22 protein-coding genes are annotated in these 21,089 nt (G+C 60.3%); 12 read left to right on the top strand and 10 right to left on the bottom strand.

Features of this window, described 5'->3' with window-relative positions; genetic code table 11:
* Window positions 1–66: 66 nt before the first annotated feature.
* The gene (locus A0251_RS01930; RefSeq protein WP_062815137.1) at window positions 67–795 is read right to left on the bottom strand and encodes a 16S rRNA (uracil(1498)-N(3))-methyltransferase; all 729 of its coding nucleotides are present in this window, start codon (window positions 793–795) and stop codon (window positions 67–69) included.
* An 89-nt stretch (window positions 796–884) separates the two neighbouring features.
* Here A0251_RS01930 and A0251_RS01925 point away from each other — a divergent pair, with 89 nt between their 5' ends.
* Window positions 885–1,871 (top strand): YheT family hydrolase, encoded by a 987-nt coding sequence (locus A0251_RS01925; protein ID WP_062815136.1) that lies wholly within the window; start codon window positions 885–887, stop codon window positions 1,869–1,871.
* A gap of 207 nt (window positions 1,872–2,078) precedes the next feature.
* On the opposite strand, the gene A0251_RS01920 is transcribed toward A0251_RS01925, so the two are convergent.
* The 5 genes from A0251_RS01920 to A0251_RS01900 form a co-directional block, all read right to left on the bottom strand.
* Window positions 2,079–2,441 carry a hypothetical protein gene (locus tag A0251_RS01920; protein WP_062815135.1) on the bottom strand — a complete coding sequence of 121 codons (363 nt, stop codon included), beginning with the start codon at window positions 2,439–2,441 and terminating at the stop codon, window positions 2,079–2,081.
* 84 nt (window positions 2,442–2,525) lie between these two features.
* A complete protein-coding gene (locus tag A0251_RS01915; protein WP_062815134.1) occupies window positions 2,526–3,581 on the bottom strand; it encodes a hypothetical protein in 1,056 nt (351 codons plus the stop codon).
* Window positions 3,582–3,671: 90 nt separating this feature from the next.
* The gene (locus A0251_RS01910) at window positions 3,672–4,280 is read right to left on the bottom strand and encodes a hypothetical protein (RefSeq protein ID WP_062815133.1); all 609 of its coding nucleotides are present in this window, start codon (window positions 4,278–4,280) and stop codon (window positions 3,672–3,674) included.
* 129 nt (window positions 4,281–4,409) lie between these two features.
* Window positions 4,410–4,817 carry a hypothetical protein gene (locus A0251_RS01905; protein ID WP_062815132.1) on the bottom strand — a complete coding sequence of 136 codons (408 nt, stop codon included), beginning with the start codon at window positions 4,815–4,817 and terminating at the stop codon, window positions 4,410–4,412.
* A gap of 565 nt (window positions 4,818–5,382) precedes the next feature.
* Window positions 5,383–6,084: a TetR/AcrR family transcriptional regulator gene (locus A0251_RS01900; RefSeq protein WP_062815131.1), complete on the bottom strand. Its 702-nt coding sequence runs from the start codon at window positions 6,082–6,084 to the stop codon at window positions 5,383–5,385.
* Window positions 6,085–6,233: 149 nt separating this feature from the next.
* Here A0251_RS01900 and A0251_RS01895 point away from each other — a divergent pair, with 149 nt between their 5' ends.
* The 4 genes from A0251_RS01895 (at window position 6,234) to A0251_RS01880 (ending at window position 11,006) form a co-directional block, all read left to right on the top strand.
* The gene (locus A0251_RS01895) at window positions 6,234–7,676 is read left to right on the top strand and encodes a coniferyl aldehyde dehydrogenase (RefSeq protein ID WP_062815130.1); all 1,443 of its coding nucleotides are present in this window, start codon (window positions 6,234–6,236) and stop codon (window positions 7,674–7,676) included.
* Window positions 7,677–7,807: 131 nt separating this feature from the next.
* Window positions 7,808–8,341 carry a hypothetical protein gene (locus A0251_RS01890; protein ID WP_062815129.1) on the top strand — a complete coding sequence of 178 codons (534 nt, stop codon included), beginning with the start codon at window positions 7,808–7,810 and terminating at the stop codon, window positions 8,339–8,341.
* A gap of 47 nt (window positions 8,342–8,388) precedes the next feature.
* Window positions 8,389–10,005, top strand: a complete 1,617-nt coding sequence (locus A0251_RS01885; RefSeq protein WP_062815128.1) for a GMC family oxidoreductase — start codon at window positions 8,389–8,391, stop codon at window positions 10,003–10,005.
* Window positions 10,006–10,142: 137 nt separating this feature from the next.
* Complete coding sequence (locus tag A0251_RS01880) at window positions 10,143–11,006, top strand: PA4780 family RIO1-like protein kinase (protein ID WP_062815127.1); 864 nt, start codon at window positions 10,143–10,145, stop codon at window positions 11,004–11,006.
* Window positions 11,007–11,187: 181 nt separating this feature from the next.
* Here A0251_RS01880 and A0251_RS01875 read toward each other — a convergent pair whose 3' ends face one another.
* From A0251_RS01875 to A0251_RS01865, 3 genes are all read right to left on the bottom strand, one after another.
* Window positions 11,188–11,679 (bottom strand): hypothetical protein, encoded by a 492-nt coding sequence (locus tag A0251_RS01875; protein ID WP_062815126.1) that lies wholly within the window; start codon window positions 11,677–11,679, stop codon window positions 11,188–11,190.
* An 86-nt stretch (window positions 11,680–11,765) separates the two neighbouring features.
* Window positions 11,766–12,344 carry a DUF4334 domain-containing protein gene (locus A0251_RS01870; RefSeq protein ID WP_156478216.1) on the bottom strand — a complete coding sequence of 193 codons (579 nt, stop codon included), beginning with the start codon at window positions 12,342–12,344 and terminating at the stop codon, window positions 11,766–11,768.
* 230 nt (window positions 12,345–12,574) lie between these two features.
* Entirely contained in the window at window positions 12,575–12,958 is a 384-nt protein-coding gene (locus A0251_RS01865; protein WP_062815125.1) for a MerR family transcriptional regulator, read from the bottom strand.
* 81 nt (window positions 12,959–13,039) lie between these two features.
* On the opposite strand from A0251_RS01865, the gene A0251_RS01860 reads away from it, so the two are divergent.
* The 6 genes from A0251_RS01860 (at window position 13,040) to A0251_RS01835 (ending at window position 18,455) form a co-directional block, all read left to right on the top strand.
* Window positions 13,040–14,104, top strand: coding sequence for an SDR family oxidoreductase (locus A0251_RS01860; protein WP_062815124.1), 1,065 nt, complete (start codon window positions 13,040–13,042; stop codon window positions 14,102–14,104).
* A gap of 94 nt (window positions 14,105–14,198) precedes the next feature.
* Window positions 14,199–14,693: a pantetheine-phosphate adenylyltransferase gene (coaD, locus tag A0251_RS01855; RefSeq protein WP_062815123.1), complete on the top strand. Its 495-nt coding sequence runs from the start codon at window positions 14,199–14,201 to the stop codon at window positions 14,691–14,693.
* A 193-nt stretch (window positions 14,694–14,886) separates the two neighbouring features.
* Entirely contained in the window at window positions 14,887–16,560 is a 1,674-nt protein-coding gene (ggt, locus tag A0251_RS01850) for a gamma-glutamyltransferase (protein WP_062815122.1), read from the top strand.
* A 21-nt stretch (window positions 16,561–16,581) separates the two neighbouring features.
* Entirely contained in the window at window positions 16,582–16,776 is a 195-nt protein-coding gene (locus A0251_RS01845) for a hypothetical protein (protein WP_062815121.1), read from the top strand.
* A gap of 70 nt (window positions 16,777–16,846) precedes the next feature.
* Complete coding sequence (locus tag A0251_RS01840) at window positions 16,847–17,881, top strand: nitronate monooxygenase family protein (protein ID WP_062815120.1); 1,035 nt, start codon at window positions 16,847–16,849, stop codon at window positions 17,879–17,881.
* A 154-nt stretch (window positions 17,882–18,035) separates the two neighbouring features.
* On the top strand, window positions 18,036–18,455 hold the full coding sequence (locus tag A0251_RS01835) for an SRPBCC family protein (protein WP_052042504.1): 420 nt from the start codon (window positions 18,036–18,038) through the stop codon (window positions 18,453–18,455).
* A 91-nt stretch (window positions 18,456–18,546) separates the two neighbouring features.
* On the opposite strand, the gene A0251_RS01830 is transcribed toward A0251_RS01835, so the two are convergent.
* On the bottom strand, window positions 18,547–20,307 hold the full coding sequence (locus A0251_RS01830; protein ID WP_062815119.1) for a monovalent cation:proton antiporter-2 (CPA2) family protein: 1,761 nt from the start codon (window positions 20,305–20,307) through the stop codon (window positions 18,547–18,549).
* Window positions 20,308–20,460: 153 nt separating this feature from the next.
* On the opposite strand from A0251_RS01830, the gene A0251_RS01825 reads away from it, so the two are divergent.
* Window positions 20,461–21,063, top strand: coding sequence for an HPP family protein (locus tag A0251_RS01825; protein ID WP_062815118.1), 603 nt, complete (start codon window positions 20,461–20,463; stop codon window positions 21,061–21,063).
* The last annotated feature ends 26 nt before the right edge of the window (window positions 21,064–21,089 follow it).

Here is a 21,089-nt window from a genome sequence, read left to right as displayed (position 1 = left end):
CGACTGCCCACCGCAGCGATCAACCGCTCACCAGTTCAACGGGGCTGAAGATCGCTGCGGGGGTGATCACCGGCTGTTTTCCAGCCACGCCCATAACGCGGCCAGCAGGGCCACCGGTGCGGTTTCCGCGCGCAGTACCCGGTTGCCCAGGGCGAAGGGGATAAAGCCCCTGTCCGCTGCCGCCTGCAATTCCTCATCGGAGAACCCGCCCTCCGGCCCGGTGAGCAGAGCCAGCTCGTCCCCACCATCCAGGGCTGCCGGCGAGAATGGTTTTTCTCCCGGGTGGGCGATCAGGCGCAGCGCGGGCAGATCACCAGCAAGCCAGGCCGACAGTGGTACGGCCCCTTCAATCACGGGTGGCCGATTGAGCCCGCACTGTTCACAGGCGCTGATGGCGATTTGCTGCCACTGGCCCAGCTTTTTTTCCTGCCGCTCGCCCTTGAGACGCACCTCGCAGCGTTCCGTGTCCAGCACCACAATCCGGGCGGCCCCCAGTTCCGTGGCTTTCTGGATGGCATAGTCCATACGGTCGCCCTTGATCATGGGCAGCGCCACGGTGACCGCCAGCGGCGCGGTGCGATCCTCATCCACAAATGCCAGCGGCTCCACGGTCACCGACTTCTTGCCCACCGCCAGGATGCGCGCCGACCATTCACCGCCATGCCCATTGAACACCACCACCTCATCGCCAGGCGCCATGCGAAGTACCTTGCCAATATGATGACTGGCATTGGCGCCCAGCTCGGTGGCAAGGCCGGACTGGAATTCCTGATCGTCGTAAAAGCGGCGGGCCATGGGGTCTCCATCAACAATGGGTGCCAGTGGGAAAAGCAAAAGGCTACCATAGCGCCGGTCAACGCGACTGCTATTGAGTGAGAGATTCCATGGGCAAAATCGTAGCCTCCCCGTTTCAGCCGCCCCTGTGGCTGCGCAACCCGCATCTGCAGACCCTGTGGGGGCCCTTGGGCCGGGCCTTGCCGGAGGTGGAGCGGCACAGCGAATGGCTGCCGCTGGCGGATGGCGACCGGCTCCTGCTGGACTGGGCGGGCCCCGAGCGTCATCCCGGGCAGTTGACCGTGATTCTGCTCCACGGCCTCTCCGGGTGCAGTGACTCCCACTATATGCGGGGCATTCAGAAGGCCCTGGCGGATGCCGGGGTCCGTTCGGTGGCCATCAACAGTCGCGGCGCCAAGCAGCCCAACGACACCGCCCTGTGCTACCACGCCGGGGAAACCGACGATGTGGATGCGGTGATCGAGCATGTCTTTGACCAGGACCCCACCGGCAACCGCATCGCCATCGGCGTCTCCCTGGGCGGCAGCCGACTGCTGAACTGGCTGGCGCACCGGGACAACGGCAAGCTCACGGCCGTGGCATCCGTGTGTGCGCCCCTGCGGCTGGACCTGTGCGCCAACCGGCTGGACCGGGGCCTGTCGAAACTGTACCGCCAGCATTTGTTGAAAACTCTGCTCACCCAGCTCGGCGACAAGAAACGCCACCTGGACAAGGTCAACCCGCCGGAAGCCAAGCGCCTGCACCGGCTAAACATGAGCGGCATCCGCTCCTTCTGGCGCTACGACGACCAGATCATCGCCCCCCTGTACGGCTTTCGCGGGGCCTACCACTACTACGCCCAATGCTCCGCCGGCCCCAAGCTGCTGCAGATCCGCACCCCCACACTGATGCTGCAAAACCGCGACGACCCCTTCATGACCCCGGAGACGCTACCGCGCCAGGAAGAACTGGGCCCGGCAGTGACCCTGGAGGTGAGCGAGTACGGTGGCCACGTGGGCTTTATCAACCATGCACCCCAGCGCTACTGGCTGGAGCAGCGGTTGATGGCGTTTGTGCAGGGGTTCGGGTTTCGCTGAGAGGGATGTGGGCTCACTTCACAGCCAGAGTTGCTGCTGTTGGAGCCCATGCTTGCATGGCGAACGAAGAAACCGGCAATTGAATGCAAAATTCCAGGCTTGACCCTGGCGACCTCAGGAATGCCATGGAGGTCCGTGGAATGTGAGGTCTGACCCCAGGGTCTTAGGTGGAGGGCCGACCGGCCCGGAACGAACTGGAACTATTTGTTAAGCATTTTCTCGACTGACCGAATCAACAATAAGGTCGTAGAGCTCTGAGGCAGCCGAGCGAGCGCTATCAATTTCAAGATTTTTGAACCAGATGAGATGTCCACTAGCTGTATAACGAGATTTGGCATTTGCGTATTTCGTGAAAATTTCGATGGCATCATCACGGAGGGTAGTGCCCAGACTTTCCAGAATGTCATCGACCTTCTTTGAGTACGTAATGTAGTCCCAGTGGACATCAGCATAAGTTGATCGTGGCTTTACCGTGATGAATGGACCCTGAGTCGATTCGCAATGCCTGAACCAATCGCTCTCTTTCTCCGAGGCGACGTCGTTTTTCGGAAGTTCAACGTACTTTTGCATAACACTCCTTCAACGTTTAGCGTAACTGGCCGGATTTGGAGCGCCCGCGGAAAATCCGGCCCACGTTAACGTTCTTGTTGGATGTCATAACCCCGACCACTCTGGGGCCATAATGAGAAGGGCTTCTCGTGCGCCTGCACAAGGGTAAATCGGATAGCTTCTCATCAGCCGAGTTAGATTCATGTATGCAGATAGCTCGAAGTCATATGAACCATTTCTTGTATAAACACCGTATCTGAGGCCATCGGTAACTATCAGACGTTTGCAGCCAGGCTTGCCTTGGGCGTAAGACTGAGCCTGGGACATCGCTGATAGACATGACGCATTCATTTTCTTTGCTTCTACAACAACGGTCAGATTCCCGTCCTCTCTGGGCAACCTATTGAACAATGCAATATCTACTCGACTCCATTCGACAGCCATGCGTTGAGGAGTCCACCCCAAAGCTCGAAGCAGTGGAATTACGAGATAAGCTACGGTTTCATGCTCTGAAGGCATGCTCGTTCGCTGATACCACTTGGCAATTCTCACCAACTCACCGATATCGTCCACGAGTGTTGCGATGGAATCACTTGCTACCCCATGATCGAATAGAAACTCTGAGATATCGGACAGACCTATTTCGACCGAGTCATCCAGCGATGGAAGTAATGGCAAATCCTTCTGATAGGCACTTTCTGGAATCACCAATTGCGCGAGCCACTTTTCTACCGTTTCTGAGCTCAGCTTTTGTGTTGTATCGCCTTGCTTCAGCGCATATGTTTCAAAACTAGCTGGCTGCTCTCTCGATGCCCATAACCAACGGACTCTGCGGGTATGTTGAATCTCCCAGCCGTCAATATCTCCAAACTCGGGACGCCACTCATAGTCTCCAACTACTTCGCCAACCGCTAACACTCTAGACGTTCCGAGGCGAAGAACGACCAGATCTCCATCGGCCATGTCTTCTGCAAATCTACGGAGATCCGTCAGCTTTCTCGACGACCACCCATCCGCCAGCAAGGCTTGCCTGCACTCCGGCCACGGTCCCGCATAAGCCGGCCCATTCAGGATTACGCCCCATCGCAGGCACAAATCCGCATAGTCTCGATCAGTATCGCCAGCGGCTTGTTGCCAAACTGTCCTATTGTCGATATCCATCCTGACATCCAACGCCGCCAGCACGCGCGGCTTTGTAGTGAAGGCGAAGCCGGAACGGAAAAGCCGTCGCTGTGACTGGCCTTGTTATGTTTATTTATTTCTAACCTTTGGCCCAAAGAACTTTTCAACGTTTGCCGTAGAGTCAGCTATTTGTTGGCTAAACTCATCTTCTTCAGACGTAAAATAGACAATCTTGTCATTCTCTCTGACTCGCTCTGGACTATTATCTACAGTAGCCCCCGGCCCGGCATAGGCACCTTTCATCCAAAAATGAAGCCAAATCGCTCCCCGGACATCTCCGATTCGCTGTTGAACTTCATTAAAACTATCCTGAGCCTCTGCACCCCAAATAACTTTCGCCTCAAGGCGAATCGTTTGTAGCTCTGCCCATTTCTCATTGAGGTAAGTCATTCGCTCGCTATAAATTCGCTGCTCTTCTTCAAGTCGGCGACCAGCTTCGACTTCCTCCTTGCTAAGATAAAGCATTGGGTTTCTCACGGACTGAATCGCTTGCTGGACTTCGTATGTCTTTAGTATGGCTTTCTTTGCAATCTGGTACTCGCTTGTTCCCCGAAGCTGCCTCCTCCAAGTAAACAGCCCAAGCCCACCAATAGTAAGAGCGCCAACCGTACCGATAATTGAGACTACATCTTTCGTTAGCGGCCAGTTTATTTCGCTTATGGAGATACAAAGGTCCAATACAGTCTCCTAGAAACATAACGCCCCAAGCAGGGGAAGATTTTGCGTTTTGAAAATTTTGGGTCAGATCTTGCATCGTGCATAAGCACAACATTCAAGAGGATCTACCCCACTGTTTCTGGAACAGCTTCAACCAATCAAAGTGTCCTTGAAGTTGAACCAGGCCCAAAGGGCAAATAACATATAAACCGCTATCATGATATTGGCTTTTTTACCTTTTACCTTTGTTCTTTTTGGTTTCACTGACGCAATCGAGTCTCCTCCCCGAACAATATCCAGCTCGTAATATCCGTAACCCAGCCTTCGAACAACATCCACAGATTCACCATGAATTTCAAATGAAAACTTATCCCCCATAGACTCCGACACCCTGACTCCATCAACATAGAGAATCTTATTTTTAGAGGACGAAGAATAGGCCACTATCCATTCATATCCTTCAACTTTATAGATGTCATAGGCCCAACCATCAGGAATATCGGGCTGTTGGTTCCCCACCACCTCAGAAACTTCGTAGACATTTTTTTCGTTATCCATAAATACTTTTCCTTCTGAAACCGGGCTCAGATACTCTTTTGACGTACAAGCCACTCTATCGATACTGCTACCTTAAAGGGCTGCACTGATTTCAATACACCATGAAGTCAGCTTAATCAGCTTTAGCACACTCGCGCCCAGGATAGCTTTCGGTTCAGCCCACGCTGTTCTGGATGTTAGACCATGGTGATTATTGTTGGACTTTGATGCTTGGCAACCATGCTAGGCACGCACAACGCCTTTCTTGCAGCACAAAATCAGAAAATTAACTGTATCTCAGCAACTTACAAAAATATGTAAGCCATATCCTACATATTCAACTTGCGCGCGGGTGAAAAACGGCGGGATGGCGAGCAAGAAAGGGGAGGGAAATCGGCAAACTGACAACCAGACATTCAACGGTCATCAACGCCTGCACTGAAAAGGGATTGGGGGATTGGTCATTAGCGGGGTGAAGTCTCGCGCCTTCACCAAAGAGTGCAGAGAGAAAAGAAGGTTTTCCTCAGTGTTCTCTGTGTCCTCAGTGGTAAACCGTTTTTATAGAAGCAGCGGGAGGGAAGGGCCCCTATTCGCTGCCGGTTCTGTCCAGCCCGGGCACATGGCCGAGCAGCAACGCCGAGGTGGTATCCACCGCCCGGTAGCGGGCCTTCATTTCTTCCAGGTGTTCGCGGGCTTCGCCGCGCAGGAAGGGTTCTTCCAGGCAGATGATCTGGTAGATGCCGTGGCGCATCAGGGATTCGTCCAGGGCTTCATCGGCGGCCGCATCCGGGCGCAGGCCGTGAACCAGTGCCGCCCAGGAGGACATCAATACCCAGGTGTTCACCATTAGTCCCTGTAGCTGCTCATCGTCCACGGCGATGATGCCGCTGCTGCGCAGCTCCCCGTAAATCACCAACCCCCGTTCCAGCACCACTTCCACAAAGGCCTGGTAGCGCGCCGCCAGGGCCGGGTCGGCATGCAGAAAGTGGGTCAGGTCCCGGTGGAAAAACCGGTACTGCCACATGGAGGCCAACAGCCCTTCGAAATAATGGGTCTTGATGGTCCAGGTCAGCGGCCCCTGGGGGGCTTCCAGCAGGGCCAGCAAGTTCTGGCTGTAGCGCTCGAACAAGGCGGCCACGATGGTGCCCTTGTTTCGGAAGTGGTAGTAGAGATTCCCCGGGCTGATGCCCAGGGCCTCGGCGATGTGATTGGTGGTCACATTGCGCTCACCTTCCCGATTGAAGAGAGCCAGGCTGGTATTGAGGATCCGTTCCTTGGTGCTGGTCATTGTGGGCCAAATGTAGTGATTTTATTACTGCCGGTTGACTCCTAGAGTAATTACTCTAAAAATCAGACTCAAGGTTAATTTTTGATCGCCAGCCAGGGCTGGCGGTCTTGCCATCATACATAATGAAAAGCCTCGGGAGGCAAGTGACCATGGTCGCCGAAGTGAAAGATCTCCACAGCAACAATGCTGACGTCGAACGCATGCAGCAGATCTTTGCTGCCCAGAAAGCGGCCTACCGCCAGCACCCTTACCCCAGCGCGGAGCAGCGCATCGAGCTGATCAGCCGCATCAAGCCGCTGCTGCTGGATAATCTGGATGCCTGGGTCGAGGCCCTCAACAACGATTTCACCACCCGCGCCGCCGACGAAACCAAGCTGGCGGAAATGCTGATCACCCTGGAAGGGCTCAAGTACACCACCAAGAAGCTGCGCAAGTGGATGAAACCGCAGAAGCGTAGCGTCAGCGCACTGAGCTGGCCGGGCAAGACCTGGGTGGAATACCAGCCGCTGGGCGTGGTGGGCATCATGGTGCCCTGGAACTACCCGATCCAGCTGGCGGTGGTGCCGCTGATTACTGCCCTGGCCGCCGGCAACCGGGTGATGATCAAGATGAGCGAAGCCACGCCGCGCACCGGTGCGCTGCTGGAAAAACTGATCGCCGACACCTTCCCGGAAGAACAGGTGGCCGTGATCAATGGCGAAGTGGATGTGGCCCAGGCGTTTTCCAGCCTGCCGTTTGACCACCTGCTGTTCACCGGCTCCACCGCCGTGGGCCGCCACATCATGCGCGCCGCCGCCGCCAACCTGACTCCGGTGACCCTGGAGCTGGGCGGCAAGAGCCCCTGCATTATCGGCCAGGACTTCCCCATGAAGGACGCTGCCGAGCGTATCGCCTTCGGCAAGTGCCTGAACTCCGGCCAGACCTGTGTGGCCCCGGATTACATCCTCTGCCCGGAAAACCGGGTGCAGGAATTTGTGGACGCCTGGAAAGCCCAGGTGGCCCAGTCCTACCCGACCATGCTCAACAATCCGGACTTCACCGCCATCGTCAACCCGCGCCAGTACGGCCGTCTGCAGGGCTACCTGAAGGATGCCCGCGAGAAGGGCGCGGATGTGATCGAGATCAACCCGGCCAATGAAGATTTCACCGGCAGCCAGAAGATCCCCCATACCCTGGTGCTGAACGTGACCGACGACATGCAGATCGCCCAGGACGAGATCTTTGGTCCGCTGATGATCGTGGTGCCCTACAAGAACCTGGATGACGCCATCGACTACGTGAACGAGCGTCCCCGTCCGCTGGCCCTGTATTACTTCGACTGGGATCAGGGCAACTGTGACCGGGTGCTGAAGAACACCCACTCCGGCGGTGTCTGCCTGAACGACACCATCTCCCATGTGGGCGTGGACGATATTCCGTTCGGCGGCGTGGGCGATTCCGGTATGGGCGCCTACCACGGTCCGGAAGGTTTCCTGACCTTCTCCCAGGCCAAGGGCATCTACAAGAAGGGCAAGTTCAACGCCACCAAGTTTATCCTGCCCCCTTACGGCCGTGGCATGCACAAGATCATCGACAAGTACTTTTTGAAATAACAACGACGGTTACAGGGTTACCGTTACCTTGCTGTAGGAGCGTCACTGGCGGCGCGATAACCCGACGTGTGGAATCGCGCCGCCAGCGACGCTCCTACAGATAACCACCAACAAAAAAATAAGAGTGTGCTATGGACCAGGGAATTGACCGCCGCAGTTTTCTCAAACTGGGCGCCGCCGGTAGTGCCTTTCTGGCCGCCGGCTCCAGCCTCACCTTGCTCACCGGCTGTTCCAGCAATGACGGCCCGGCGGCAGGGTATCGCTATTTTCGCCAACAGGATGTGGACCTGCTCACCCCGCTGGTCGGCGCCGTGCTGGGCAAGGCCCTCACGGATGTGGGCGCCAGTGCCGAAGACGGCATGAAGGCTTACGACGATCTGCTGGACGGGGCCATGCCCGGCACCCGGGCCACCCTGTTCCAGATTCTTGATCTGATGCAGCTGGGCGCCGCCCGCTGGTTTATCACCGGCACCTGGGCCAGCTTTGCCGAGCAGAGCGAGGACGAGCTGCAACAGACCCTGGCCCACTGGTCCTCCAGTGATCGGGGCCTGTCGCGCATGGCCTTCAAGGGCCTCACCCAGCCCATGTTCATGGCCTGGTATGTGAAACCCGAGGCCGCGCGCAGCACCGGCTACCCGGGCCCCCCACAAAAAATCGTCGCCTGAACAGCAACGCTTTTTCTGCACCAGCCCGAAAATAAAAGGATAACGCCATGCAGGATCTGTCTTCCCTGCCCATCAAGGGCATTAACGACCCGTGGAAAACCGGCATCAAGAACGGCTGGGATGTAATCGACGGGCGTACCGTTTCCGCTGACCGCACCCTGGAAGCGGATGTGGTAATCATCGGCACCGGTGCCGGTGGCGGCGTCAGCGCGGAAATTCTCACCCAGCGCGGCCTCAAGGTGATTCTCATCGAAGCCGGCAAACTGATGAGTTCTGACGACTTCACCCTGAACGAAGGCGAGGCCTACCGGGACCTGTATCAGGAAGGCGCCATGCGCGCCACCAAGGATGCCGGCATGACCATTCTGCAGGGCCGCACCGTGGGCGGCACCACCGTAGTCAACTGGACCAGCTCCTTCCGTACCCCCAGCGAAACCCTGCAGTACTGGCAGGACACCTTCGGAGTGGAAGACCTGCTGCGCAATGATCTGGACCCCTGGTTCCAGAAGATGGAGGAACGGCTCAAGATCAGCCAGTGGATCATGCCCCCCAACGCCAACAACGACGTGCTGAAAAAAGGCTGCGACGCGTTGGGCTGGGAATGGGCGGTGATCCCGCGCAATGTGGAAGGCTGCTGGAACATCGGCTATTGCGGTATGGGCTGTCCCACCAACGCCAAGCAATCCATGCTGGTGACCACCCTGCCTGCCGCCATGAATAATGGCGCCACCCTGATCCACAGCGCCCAGGCCCACCGCCTGCTTATCGATGGCGATACCGTCACCGGGGTGGAAGTGCGTCCGCTCAACAACGACAAGGTGCCCACCGGCGCCACCGTTACCGTCAAGGCGAAAACCGTGATTGCGTCCGGCGGCGGTATCCAGACCCCGGCCCTGCTGATGCGTTCCGACGCACCGGACCCCCAGGGCCGGGTGGGCAAGCGCACCTTCCTGCATCCGACCACCTTCACCTTCGGCATTTATGACGAGGAAGTGGCACCGTACTACGGCGCACCCCAATCCCTGTATTCCGACGAGTTCGTGTTCAAGCACGGGGTGGACGGCCCGGCGGGGTACAAGCTGGAAATGATGCCCATGCACCCGGGCCTCACCGGTGCCCTGATGGGCGGTTACGGTGGCGATGCCCGCAACGAAATCGAGCGGCTGCCGAACCTGGCCTCCTCCATCGCCCTGTTGCGAGACGGTTTCCACGCCGACAACCCGGGCGGCAATGTGGAACTGCGCGACAATGGCGAGCCGGTCATCGACTATCCGGTTGACGCCTATCTGCTGGAAGGCGCCAAGCGCTCCCACCTGACCATGGCGGAAATGCACTTCGCGGCAGGGGCCAAAGAGATCCGGCCCAGCCATAGCCATGCGGGCTATTACAAAAGCTGGAAAGAGGCCAAAGAGGCCATCAACAAGCTGGCCTATGATCCGGTGATCACCGGCCTGGGCAGCGCCCATGTGATGGGCGGCTGTGCCATGGGCCAGGATGAGTCCCAGTGTGTGGTGAACAGCGATGGCAGCTACAAATACCTGAACGGCCTCTACATTATCGACGGGTCCGTGTTCCCCACCAGTCTGGGCGTCAATCCGCAGCTCACCATCTATGGCATGAGCGCCCGCAACGCCACCGCCCTGGCAGACAAACTGAAAGCCTGACCTGCCTGCACCAACCCTGCTCCGTTAGCCCCCAACGGGGCAAGGTCGTGCCCTTTGCCCTCCCAGCCGCTCCCGATTTCACCCCGAAACCTCAGGTAGCAGGGGAAGCCGGACGCCAAATAAGGTATAAGTGCGGCATGAAAACCCCGCAACGATTACAACCCCTGGTGGATGACGGCCTTATCGACGAGGTCATCAGCCGTCTTATGAGTGGCAAGGAGGCGGATATCTTCGTGGTCCGCTGTGGCGACGAGATACGCTGCGCGAAGGTCTACAAGGAAGCCGCCAAACGGAACTTCAAGAAAGCGGCCCAGTACCGGGAAGGCCGCAAAGTCCGTAACAGCCGCCGCAGCCGGGCCATGGAGAAAGGCTCCAAGTTCGGCCGGGAACAGCAGGAAAAAATCTGGCAGAGCGCCGAGGTGGATGCCCTGCGCCGACTGGCCGAGGCCGGCGTGCGCGTGCCCAAGCCCTACGACATGCTCGAAGGGGTGCTGCTGATGGAGCTGGTCACCGACGATGACGGTGACGTGGCCCCGCGCCTCAGTGAAGTGGTGATGTCCGCCGAACAGGCAGAAGAGGATCATGCGCTGATGATGCAGTACGTGGTGCGCATGCTGTGCGCCGGCATCATCCACGGCGACCTGTCCGAGTTCAACGTGCTGGTGGACGACTACGGCCCGGTGATCATCGACCTGCCCCAGGCCGTGGACGCCGCCGCCAATAACAGCGCCGAAGCCATGCTCTACCGGGACGTGGACAACATGACCCGCTATTACGGCCAGTACGCGCCCTCACTACGCGGCAGTCGTTACGGCCAGGAAATCTGGGCGTTGTATGAAAGCGGCGAACTGACCCCGGACAGCGAACTCACCGGCCAGGTAGAGGACGACGACCATATTGCCGACGTGGACGACGTGCTGGCAGAAATCAAGGCGGCCTTCGAGGAAGAACAGGAACGTCGGGAACGACTCCGCGGCGACGCGGAAGACAGTGGTTATTGAACGGCCCTGTCCACAATCCACTTTCGGCACATTTTAAAATTGAAGACACGGTAGGGTGCACTGAGCCTGAGGCGAACTGCATCCTGCGGAAAACCTGAATTGCCGGTATCCCCACCTATCCGTAGGAGCGTCGCTGGCGGCGCGATTTCATGCGTTGGCTATCGCGCCGCCAGCGACGCTCCTACGGGAGAGTGTATCGCTGAGCGACAGGTACGATCAGGCACCGGTTAACGTCCGGCGACAGCGTATCGATCATGGCGTCCGCCCAGAAAAACCCCTGCACCGATAACCCACACAAGAACAGCACCAACAGGAAAAAGATCAGCGGCTTGATACGCGTCCGATGGCCGTACACATAGCGGGCAGGGCGGAACACTTTTTCGTCGGGCAAGGGCGACTGGCCCAGTCGCAACACACGAACACTGTGCCGCCCTTCAATGGCCAGCACCACCAATGCAAGCCCCAGCGGCAAACCGATAAAGAGGCTGTAGATCACCAGCTCCAGGCCATTAAGAGACCCATAGTGGTGACAGTGGGCCGTTTCCACATAGCGCTCGAACCAGGGGAAAAAGAAAAACTCGGTCAGCAGGAAAAGGGGCCCAGCCCAGGCGGCATGAAACAATAACAGGCGGAGGCGCTCGGCCTTGCTGTATTGCGGTGCCCAATCGGCCATAAGCTTCCCCCGAATCGACGTCCCTGCGGGAGCGGTGTCTCGCACAGGCGTTCCTTATTATTCAGGGGATATTCTGGCAGAAAGACTTAGCGGTCGTCGCGACGCAGCACAAAGAAAAACGGCTGCTTCATGCCTTTCAGATCCATGATGCCGAGCACGGTGTTGTCGTCCACCTTGCGGAACACATCATTGATGGGCAGGTTGTCGTAGGACATGGTGGCGGAGGTTTTTCCCCGGTAGTGGATCATGCGCAGGCGGGCGGCAGAGCGGCGCCCGGACAGCAGCGGCAGGGTAAACTGAAACAGTTTTCCCACCGATTCTGACTTCAAAAACGGCAACCGGTCCAGCAACCCCAGGCCGGGCATCACCAGCATCGGCTTTACCGTGGTCAATTTACCGGATGCCTTGCGGAACACCAGCGGGTACACGTGTTCGGCGCTGTCAAAACGCTTGCCATGCCAGTGGCAACGCTCCAGCACCCCATCCAGCGGATGACCGGTTTCGAAGCCTTCGCCTTTCCAGGCGCCAAGCATGAAGTCCGTATCAATGGGCTCCAGCGCATCATAAATGGCCAGCGCATCCTCACAGGAGACCTGCCCGGCCTGCTGAGCTTGCGCAAAACTTATTTCTTTCATGCTTTTCTTGTCTGCCTGAGACACACCCATGATCTACTCCTGAAGCCGCACGAAGAATGGACCCATACGCTAAGCATAGCCTGCTGAAATCACCAGTGTTTGTGCGCCATTGTCAGGCAAGGGTGTTCACCAAAAACACCATGCATTGACCAAAACATTCTTTTGAGAAAGAACCGATCGCAAACAAGAAAAATCAACCGGATTTGTATACCGAAGAGCCTGGTTTTACTCAGTGAACTCTGTGCCCTCTGTGGTAAAAATCATCCCTTGCAACGTCCTTCTTCGCGCAATGCCGCCGCGCTGGCTTCCAGCCGTTGCTGCTCCCGGCCCAGCAGGGCGCTGACCTGTTTCAGCTCACGAATCTTGTCGTCCACCGCCGCCTTCTTTTCCGCCATCAGCACAGCACCCTGTTCGCAATCGATGCTGTCGCTGCGCAGGGCATCCAGCACCTCACGAATCTCACGCAGGGAAAAACCCAGCGCCTTGAGCTGGCGCAACATGGCCACCCGTTCCACCGCCTTTTCCGGGTAATCCCGATAATTGTTGCCACGCCGTTCCACTTCCTGGAGCAAACCGGCCTTTTCGTAATAGCGCAGGGTATGGCGGTTCACTCCGGTGCGCTGTTCCAGTTCCGCAATCTGCATGGCGGCCTCGCAATCCGCTGTTGACCTTAGAGCATACTCTACCCTTTAGGGTGGTGGCATACCTCATCACGGAGACCTGCCATGACCATTCTCATCACCGGCGCCAGCGGCTTTATCGGCCGCCATGTCTGCGCTCAGTTAAGCCATCATCACGACATCCTGGCGGTATTGCGCCAGCCGGACAGCCAGCTCCCCGTCCTGCGCCAGCAAGTCCATGCCCTGGGCGGGCAGAGCGAGCGTCTGCAGGCGGTGCAGGGGGATCTGGATTTGCCCGGCCTGGGCCTGCCGGAGGATCTGCCTGCCCCACAGGCCATCATTCATCTGGGCGCCCGCTTTGCCTGGCAACTGGATCGGGAGACCGCCCAGCGCACCAATGTGGCCGGCAGCCTGGCGGTGGCGGAGCTGGCCCGCCGCCATGGCAGCCGCCTGGTGTTTATCAGTGGCTTCATGCTGGAAAACCATGAGCATCTTCAGCGGCTGGGTATCACCGGCGACGACCCGGACCTGGTGGATTGGCAGCAGGTCTATCGCCGGGCGGGCGGCTATGAAGCCAGCAAACTGGAAGCGGCAATCCGGGTGCGGGCCCTGGCGGCCACCAGTGACCTGGAACTGGTGGAAGTGCAGCCCGCGACGGTCGCCGGTCAAAGCCATACCGGCGCTCTGGATAGTGCCCAGCCGCTGTATTCGCTGATCGATAACCTGGCGCGGGGGCGGATGGCCATGGTCCCCGGCAGCCCGGATCACTGGCTGCCACTGGTGGCGGTGGACCATCTGGCGGCGCTGATTGCGGAGGCGACCCGGGCCCATACCGTGCCACAACGGCTACTGGCCCTGGACCCGTCCACCCCCAACTTGCAGGGGCTGCTGGCCATCGCCGCCGACACCCTGGGGCGGCGCCCTCCGCAGCGGCATGTGCCGATTCCGGTTCTGGCGGCCCTGCTTCACCTGCCGGGGATGCCACAGCTGATGAACACCTGGCCGGAAGCCCTGCACTTCATCCAGACCACCCGTTTCGACACCACCGCCACCGACGCCTTTCTGGCGCAGCAGGGGCTAACGCGCCCCGCCATGGCGGCGGTGATTGCCCGCAGTGCCCGCTGGTACCAGCAACAACAGCATGATCAGGCGGATCCGTCACCGGCCTGACCCTGCATCTTTGCGGGCGCTTGGGGTATGCTTGCGGGCATTGTGGGTGCCCGGCACGGCCGGGCACGGTATTCAGCGATAAAGCGAGCCAAGCATGACCAACCGCGTAATCTACCCAGGCACCTTCGATCCGATCACCAACGGCCATCTGGACCTGGTCGAACGGGCCGCCAAGATGTTTGATGAAGTGGTCGTCGGCATTGCCGCCAGTGAAAAGAAAGGGCCCCTGTTCACCCTGGAAGAACGTGTGGAGCTGACCACCCAGGTACTGGCCCATCTGCCCAATGTCCGGGTCACCGGTTTTTCCAAGTTGCTGGCCCACTTCTGCAAGGAAGAGGATGGCAACATCCTGCTGCGCGGCCTGCGCGCGGTCAGTGACTTCGAATACGAATTCCAGCTGGCCAACATGAACCGGCAACTGGCCCCGGAGCTGGAAACCGTGTTTCTGACCCCGGCGGAGCACCTGTCCTTTATCTCCAGCTCGCTGATCCGCGAAATCGCCCTGCTGGACGGGGATGTGAGCAATTTCGTACCGCCGCTGGTGGCGAAAGCGCTGGAGCAGAAACGTCAGGAAAGGAAGAAACGATAGCGGCACCCTCGAACCGGAACCAGTCGCGGGTTCTGGCCTGACATAACCGCTAGCCTTGATCACCTTGGCGCGGCAACCATTCCGCCGGCAACATTCTGTAGGAGCGTCGCTGGCGGCGCGATATCCATACGGAGGTTATCGCGCCGCCAGCGACGCTCCTACAGCGAAGACAGCCCCCATCCACGGAGGAACCATGCGCATTCTGCTTCCCTTGCTGCTGCTGATCACCGTCACCGCCCAGGCTGCCGGGCCGGGCAAGAACGCGGTAGCGAGTGCTCACCCACTGGCCACCGACGCCGGCATGGAGATCCTCGCGAAAGGCGGCAATGCCTACGATGCCGCCATCGCCGTGGCGGCAGCCCTGGCGGTGGTGGAGCCCTACTCGGCCGGCATGGGCGGTGGCGGCTTCTGGCTGCTGCACCGGGAGAGTGACGGCTTGCAGACCTTCGTGGACGCCCGGGAAACCGCCCCGGATGCGGCCATCCCCACCATGTACCAGGATCGCGACGGCAAGGTGGTCCGTGACTGGGCCCTGAACGGCCCCAGCGCCGCCGGCATCCCCGGCCAGGCCGCCGCCTTTGTGCATCTGGCGGACAACTACGGCAAGCTGCCCCTGAAGACCTCACTGGCACCGGCCATCCGGCTGGCCAGGGAGGGCTTCGAGGTGGAAGACCACTACCGCAAACTGGCCGGTTACCGGGAAGAGGTGCTCAACCGCTTTCCCGAGGCCGCCGCCCTCTTCCTGCACAACGGCAAAGTGCCCCCCGCTGGCCATGTGATCAAACAACCGGATCTGGCCCGGGTACTGACCCTGCTGGCCGAGAAGGGCAAGGCCGGTTTCTACCAGGGCGAGGTCGCCCGCAAACTGGTGGAAGGGGTGGAGCAGGCCGGGGGGATCTGGACCCTGGAAGACCTGGCCAACTACGACGTGATTGAGCGCTCACCTACCGTGAGCACCTTTAAAAATGCCCGTATCGTTTCTGCCCCGCCGCCCTCCGCCGGCGGCATCGTGATGGGCCAGGCCCTCAATATTCTCAGCCAGTTCGAGGGCGAACCGGACACCCACCTGATCGTGGAAGCCATGCGCCGGGCCTACCAGGATCGGGCCCGCTATCTGGGCGACCCGGACTTTGTGGATATCCCTGTGGATAAGCTGTTGAGCAGCGAATACGCCCGGCAACGGGCCCGCAGCATCAACCCGGACGAAGCCACCCCCAGCCATACCCTGGGCGAGCCGCTGACCGTGGAGGAGGGCTTCCATACCACCCACCTGTCGGTGCTGGACAAGGCCGGCAACCGGGTCGCCGCCACCCTGAGCATCAATCTGCCCTTTGGCAGCGGCTTCGTGCCACCGGGCACCGGCGTCCTGCTCAACAACGAAATGGACGACTTCTCCGCCAAGCCGGGCAGCCCCAACGCCTATGGCCTGGTGGGTAGCGAGGCCAATGCCATCGCTCCCGGCAAACGGCCCCTGTCATCCATGACCCCCACCTTCGTGGAATTCGACGACCGCGTGGCCATCCTCGGCACCCCCGGTGGCAGCCGTATCATCACCATGGTCATGCTGGGCGTGCTGGAAGCGGCCAACGACCAGCCTGTGGATGCCTGGGTCAACCGGGTCCGTTTCCATCACCAGTACCTGCCCGATGAAGTGCAGGCGGAGCCGGCGTTTGTCGGCAGCGAGGCCGCCAAGGAACTGATGCTGCGCGGCCACCATGTGGTCTCCACCGGCCGCGATTACGGCAACATGCAGGCGATCCTGTGGCGCAAGGGCAGCAATGAGGTCACCGCCGCCAGCGATCCCCGCGGCATAGGCAGCGCCGCCGTCAGCGGGCAGGCACCGCTGAAGAAAACCGGCACGGAATAAGTCACAAAGGAACCTGACACCATGAAAGGACTTCTGCTGTTGAGCTTCGCCGCACTGCTGGCCGCCTGTAGTGAGAAGGCGGTCTACGACAACCTCCAGCACAACAACCGCCTCCAGTGCGACAAGGTGCCGTTGTCGGAATACGATGCCTGCATGGAGCGGGCCAGCAAGCCCTATGACGACTATGAACGGGAACGCCGGGAATTGAACGACTAGCCGCCACGCTGGCCTGGCAGCCGGTTTCCGGTTAGCGTGGCTGCTTCCCGTGACTGCGACCGGAGCCGCCATGTCTGCCCTGTTTCATACCGCTTTTCCCCTGATCCAGGCCCCCATGGCCGGCGTGCAGGACTGGCGCCTGGCTGCGGCGGTATGTGAGGCCGGTGGTCTTGGATCCGTGCCGGCGGGGATGCTCAGTGCCCAGGGGCTGGAAGAACAACTGACGCAACTGTCTGCCGCCACCAACCAACCCTGGAATGTGAATTTTTTCTGCCACACGGCTCCGGCGCCGGACCCGGCAGGGGAGCAGCGCTGGGTGGACGCCCTGCGGCCTTTCTATGAGGAATTCGCAGCGGATACCTCGGCCATTGCCAGCGGCCCCTCCCGGCAACCCTTCGACGAAGACAGCGCGGCGGTGCTGGAACGGTTTCGCCCGGCGGTGGTGAGCTTCCATTACGGCTTGCCGGCCCCGGCCTTGCTGGCGCGGGTAAAAGCCACAGGGGCCCGGGTGCTGTCCAGCGCCACCACGGTAGAAGAAGCCATCTGGCTTGCAGAGCACGGTGCCGACGGGGTGATTGCCCAAGGGCTGGAGGCCGGCGGCCATCGGGGCCATTTCCTCAGTGACGACCTCAGCCTGCAGCAGGGCACCTTCAGCTTGCTGCCACAGATTTGCGACGCCATTTCCCTGCCGGTGATCGCCGCCGGCGGCATTGCCACCCCGGCAGGGGTCCGGGCCGCCCGCGCGCTGGGCGCCAGCGCCGTTCAGGTGGGCACGGCCTATCTGCTGTGCCCGGAAGCCACTACCAAGGCCGTGCACCGGCAGTGGCTGCAGAGTGAACGCGCCCGGCATACGGCCCTGACCACAGTGTTTTCCGGGCGTCCCGCCCGGGGCATGGTGAACCGGCTGATGGATGCCCTGGGCCCCATGCCGGACGTGACCCCGGCCTTCCCCCTGGCGGGCAACGCCATCGGACCGTTGCGGGCAGCGGCGGAAGCCAAGGGCAGCGGTGATTGCTCCCCCTTGTGGGCAGGGCAGTTCGCCAGTGCGTGCCGGGACATATCGGCGGCAGAAGTGACCCGGTGGCTGGCCGAGGGCTGGGGTTAGTTTTTTGTAGGAGCTATGCAGGGCCGCTTCCCCCCTATGGCCCGATTTAACCTTGCAGGTTGCGGGGCAGCGGTCAGAATCGACATCCTGTTTACCGGCCATGCCGGTGTGAGACTTGCCCGGCCCGCTGCCGGGCCCCAGCGGAGTGCTTTACATGCAGCGTATCGAGATTACCAAGACCTTCCCGTTTTCCGTGGACAAGCTGTTCGACTTTCTCAGTGACCACGAAAACCTGGAAGTGATTTTCGCCCCGGCCAAGATCAAGCGAGTGAAGCCCGGCATCGACAGCCCCAACGGCGTGGGCTCCACCCGCCGCATGCGCATCCTGATCGCGCCGCCGTTCGAAGAAACCGTCACCAAGGTGGTCCCCAACGAACTGATCGAATACAAGATCAGCAAGGGTAGCCCCCTGAAGAACCACAAGGGCACCATGCGCTTTTCCGAAAACGGCAACGGCGGCAGTCAGCTGCACTATGTGATCGAGTTTGAAGGCAAGCTGCCGCTGCTCGGTCCGGTAGTAAAAGCCGGCCTGGGTCAGGCCATCAGCCGTGGGCTGAACAAGCTGAAGCTGTAGTTCCGCCTGTCCGGGCTGGCGGGGCGTTCCTGGCTTGAGCGACCCGGCGAGCCCGGCGCCTGTCCCGGCGACAACGGCTCGGCAACGCGCATCAGTCGCCGCTGGACAGCAGGGATTCCAGCTCTGCCCGGCCGCGCTGGTTGGCTTCCACCAGCTTGTCGCCATCGTGCTGGTGTTCCACCTGCTCGCGCAGCAGTGTCTCGTCCAGTTCCCGGAAGCTGCGCACCAGATCGATGGCGGTGGATTCCGGCACACCCAGTTGCATCAGCGTCACCCGGGTACTGAGCAGGGCGGACTCGAACGTCTCCCGGATTACCTGATCGACCCCCAGGGCATGGAGCTTGTAGGCGTGGAAGCGGTCCCGGGCCCGGGCCACGATAGTCACATCAGGGAAGTGGTGACGTACCAGTTCCGCGGCCTTGAGCGAGTCGTCCACATCGTCCACCGCCAGCACCAGCACCCGGGCGTATTCCAGTCCCGCATTGCGTAACAGGTCCAGGCGGGTCACATCACCGAAGTACACCTCGTTGCCATAGCGGCGCAGCATGTCGATCTCGTCCGGATCGGAATCCAGGGCGGTGAACGGGATCTTGCGTGCCACCAGGATCCGCGCGGTGATCTGCCCGAAACGCCCCAGGCCAGCGATCACCACCCGCGGGTGATGGTCGGGCATGTCTTCCGCTTCCAAGTCCGGGCGCGAGGTGCTCTTGCTGCGCTCCGGCCACAGCAGGGTGACCAGTTTCAGCAGCAGCGGGGTGGCGGCCATGGACAGGGCCACCACCAGGTTGAGCTGGCCCACCAGGGTGGTGTCCAGCAGGTTCAGGGCCTGGGCCTGGGTGAACAGCACAAAGGCGAACTCACCGCCCTGGCAGAGCAGGATGCCGAACAGGGCGGTATTGCGCCATTCCACCCCGCGCACCCGGCTGATCACCGCCAGCACCAGGGCTTTCAGGCCCAACAGCACCAGCAGATAGAGGGCAATATCCCCCGGGTTGTCGACCAGCAAACGCAGATCCATGGTCATGCCGATGGCCAGGAAGAACAGCCCCAGCAACAGACTCTTGAAGGGCTGGATATCCGTTTCCAGTTGCTCCCGGTAGGGCGAGTTGGCCAGCAGAACCCCGGCCACGAAAGCCCCCAGGCCCATGGACAGCCCCAGGTGCTCCATCAGGGCGGCGGCGCCCAGCACCAGCATCAGGGCACTGGCGATCATCAACTCCCGGTTGCGCAATTTCGCCAGCCAGCCCAGCCAGGGATTGAGGGCATACTTGCCCGCCAGCACCATGGCCACCAATGCCACCAGACCGGCCAGCAACTGCGGGCTGTCCTCTCCGGCCTGGGTGCCGGCCAGCAGGGGCAACAGCAGCAGGATGGGGATGACCGCCAGATCCTGGAACAGCAGAATGGAGAACGCGGAGCGGCCCTGGGGTGTCCCCAGCTGATTGTTTTCCACCAGCATCTGTACCACAAAGGCGGTGGAGGACAGCGCCAGGGTGAAGCCGATGGCCAGACTCACGTTGGTCTCGAAGCCCAGCAGCAGAAAGGCCCCCGCCAGCAGCGCGGCACTGAGCAGCACCTGGCTGGCCCCCAGGCCCACCAGCCGGCGCCGCTGCGCCCACAGTTGTTGCGGTGCCAGTTCCAGCCCCACCAGAAACAGCATCAGCACCACACCGAGCTCGGCGAAGTGCAGCACGTCGGTGCCGCCGCTGACCAGCGCCAACCCCAGCGGCCCCACGGCGATCCCCGCCGCCAGATAGCCCAGAATGCTGCCCAGTCCCAGTCGCTGGAACAGGGGCAATAACAACAGGGTCGCCGCCAGCAGCACCAGCGCCTGAGAGAAAAAGCCTTCCACGATGATCTCCTTTTTCTGATCCGCTCATGCTAGCGGATTTACCCCCGGGCCGTTGTTAAAAAGCGCTTTCATCCTGGCCTGCACCAAAATTGCCCAACCATCGCCAAAGCCTTACCATGCGCGCTCTTTATTCGCCCCGGAATAGTGCGCGAGATGAGTGAACAGAATGACCGGCTGCGCCAGCAACTGGTCGGCGGCCTGTTGCGGCAACTGCATCTGGATGTGATGAGCCAGCGGTTTAATCCCCGCCTGGTGCTGGCGCTGTTCAACCTGGTCAACGGTGGGTTGAGCATTGCCCTGATTGCCATCGTGGCGCTGATTACCCAGCAGTCGTTTATCTTTCCCTCCCTGGGGGCCACCGCCTTTCTTCTGTTCCACCTGCCCCTGGCGGAAGCCGCCTCGCCGCGCAATGTGCTCAGCGGTCACGTGATCGGCGTGCTCTGTGGCTGGGCTGCCCTGTGGATATGCGGGCTGGACGATGCCCCCGCCGCGTTTCTGACCGGGGTGGAATGGCCTCGTGTGGTGGCGGCCAGTCTTTCGCTGGGCTTCACCAGTGCCCTGATGATCCTGTTGCGGGTCGCCCATCCCCCCGCCGGGGCCACGGCGCTGATTGTCTCCCTGGGCCTGATGCATGAGCTTCAGCAACTACCGGTGCTGATCAGCGCCGTGGCCCTGCTGGTCGCCCAGGCCTTTATCATCAACCGGGTTGCCGGGATTCCCTATCCGCTGTGGCGCAGCAACAAGGCGAACGCCTGAGCCACTTTCGTAATGAGAATTACTTT

The organism is Alcanivorax sp. NBRC 102024 (assembly GCF_001602235.1).
GTDB lineage: Bacteria > Pseudomonadota > Gammaproteobacteria > Pseudomonadales > Alcanivoracaceae > Alcanivorax.
This window is presented reverse-complemented; position numbering and strand designations above follow the sequence as displayed.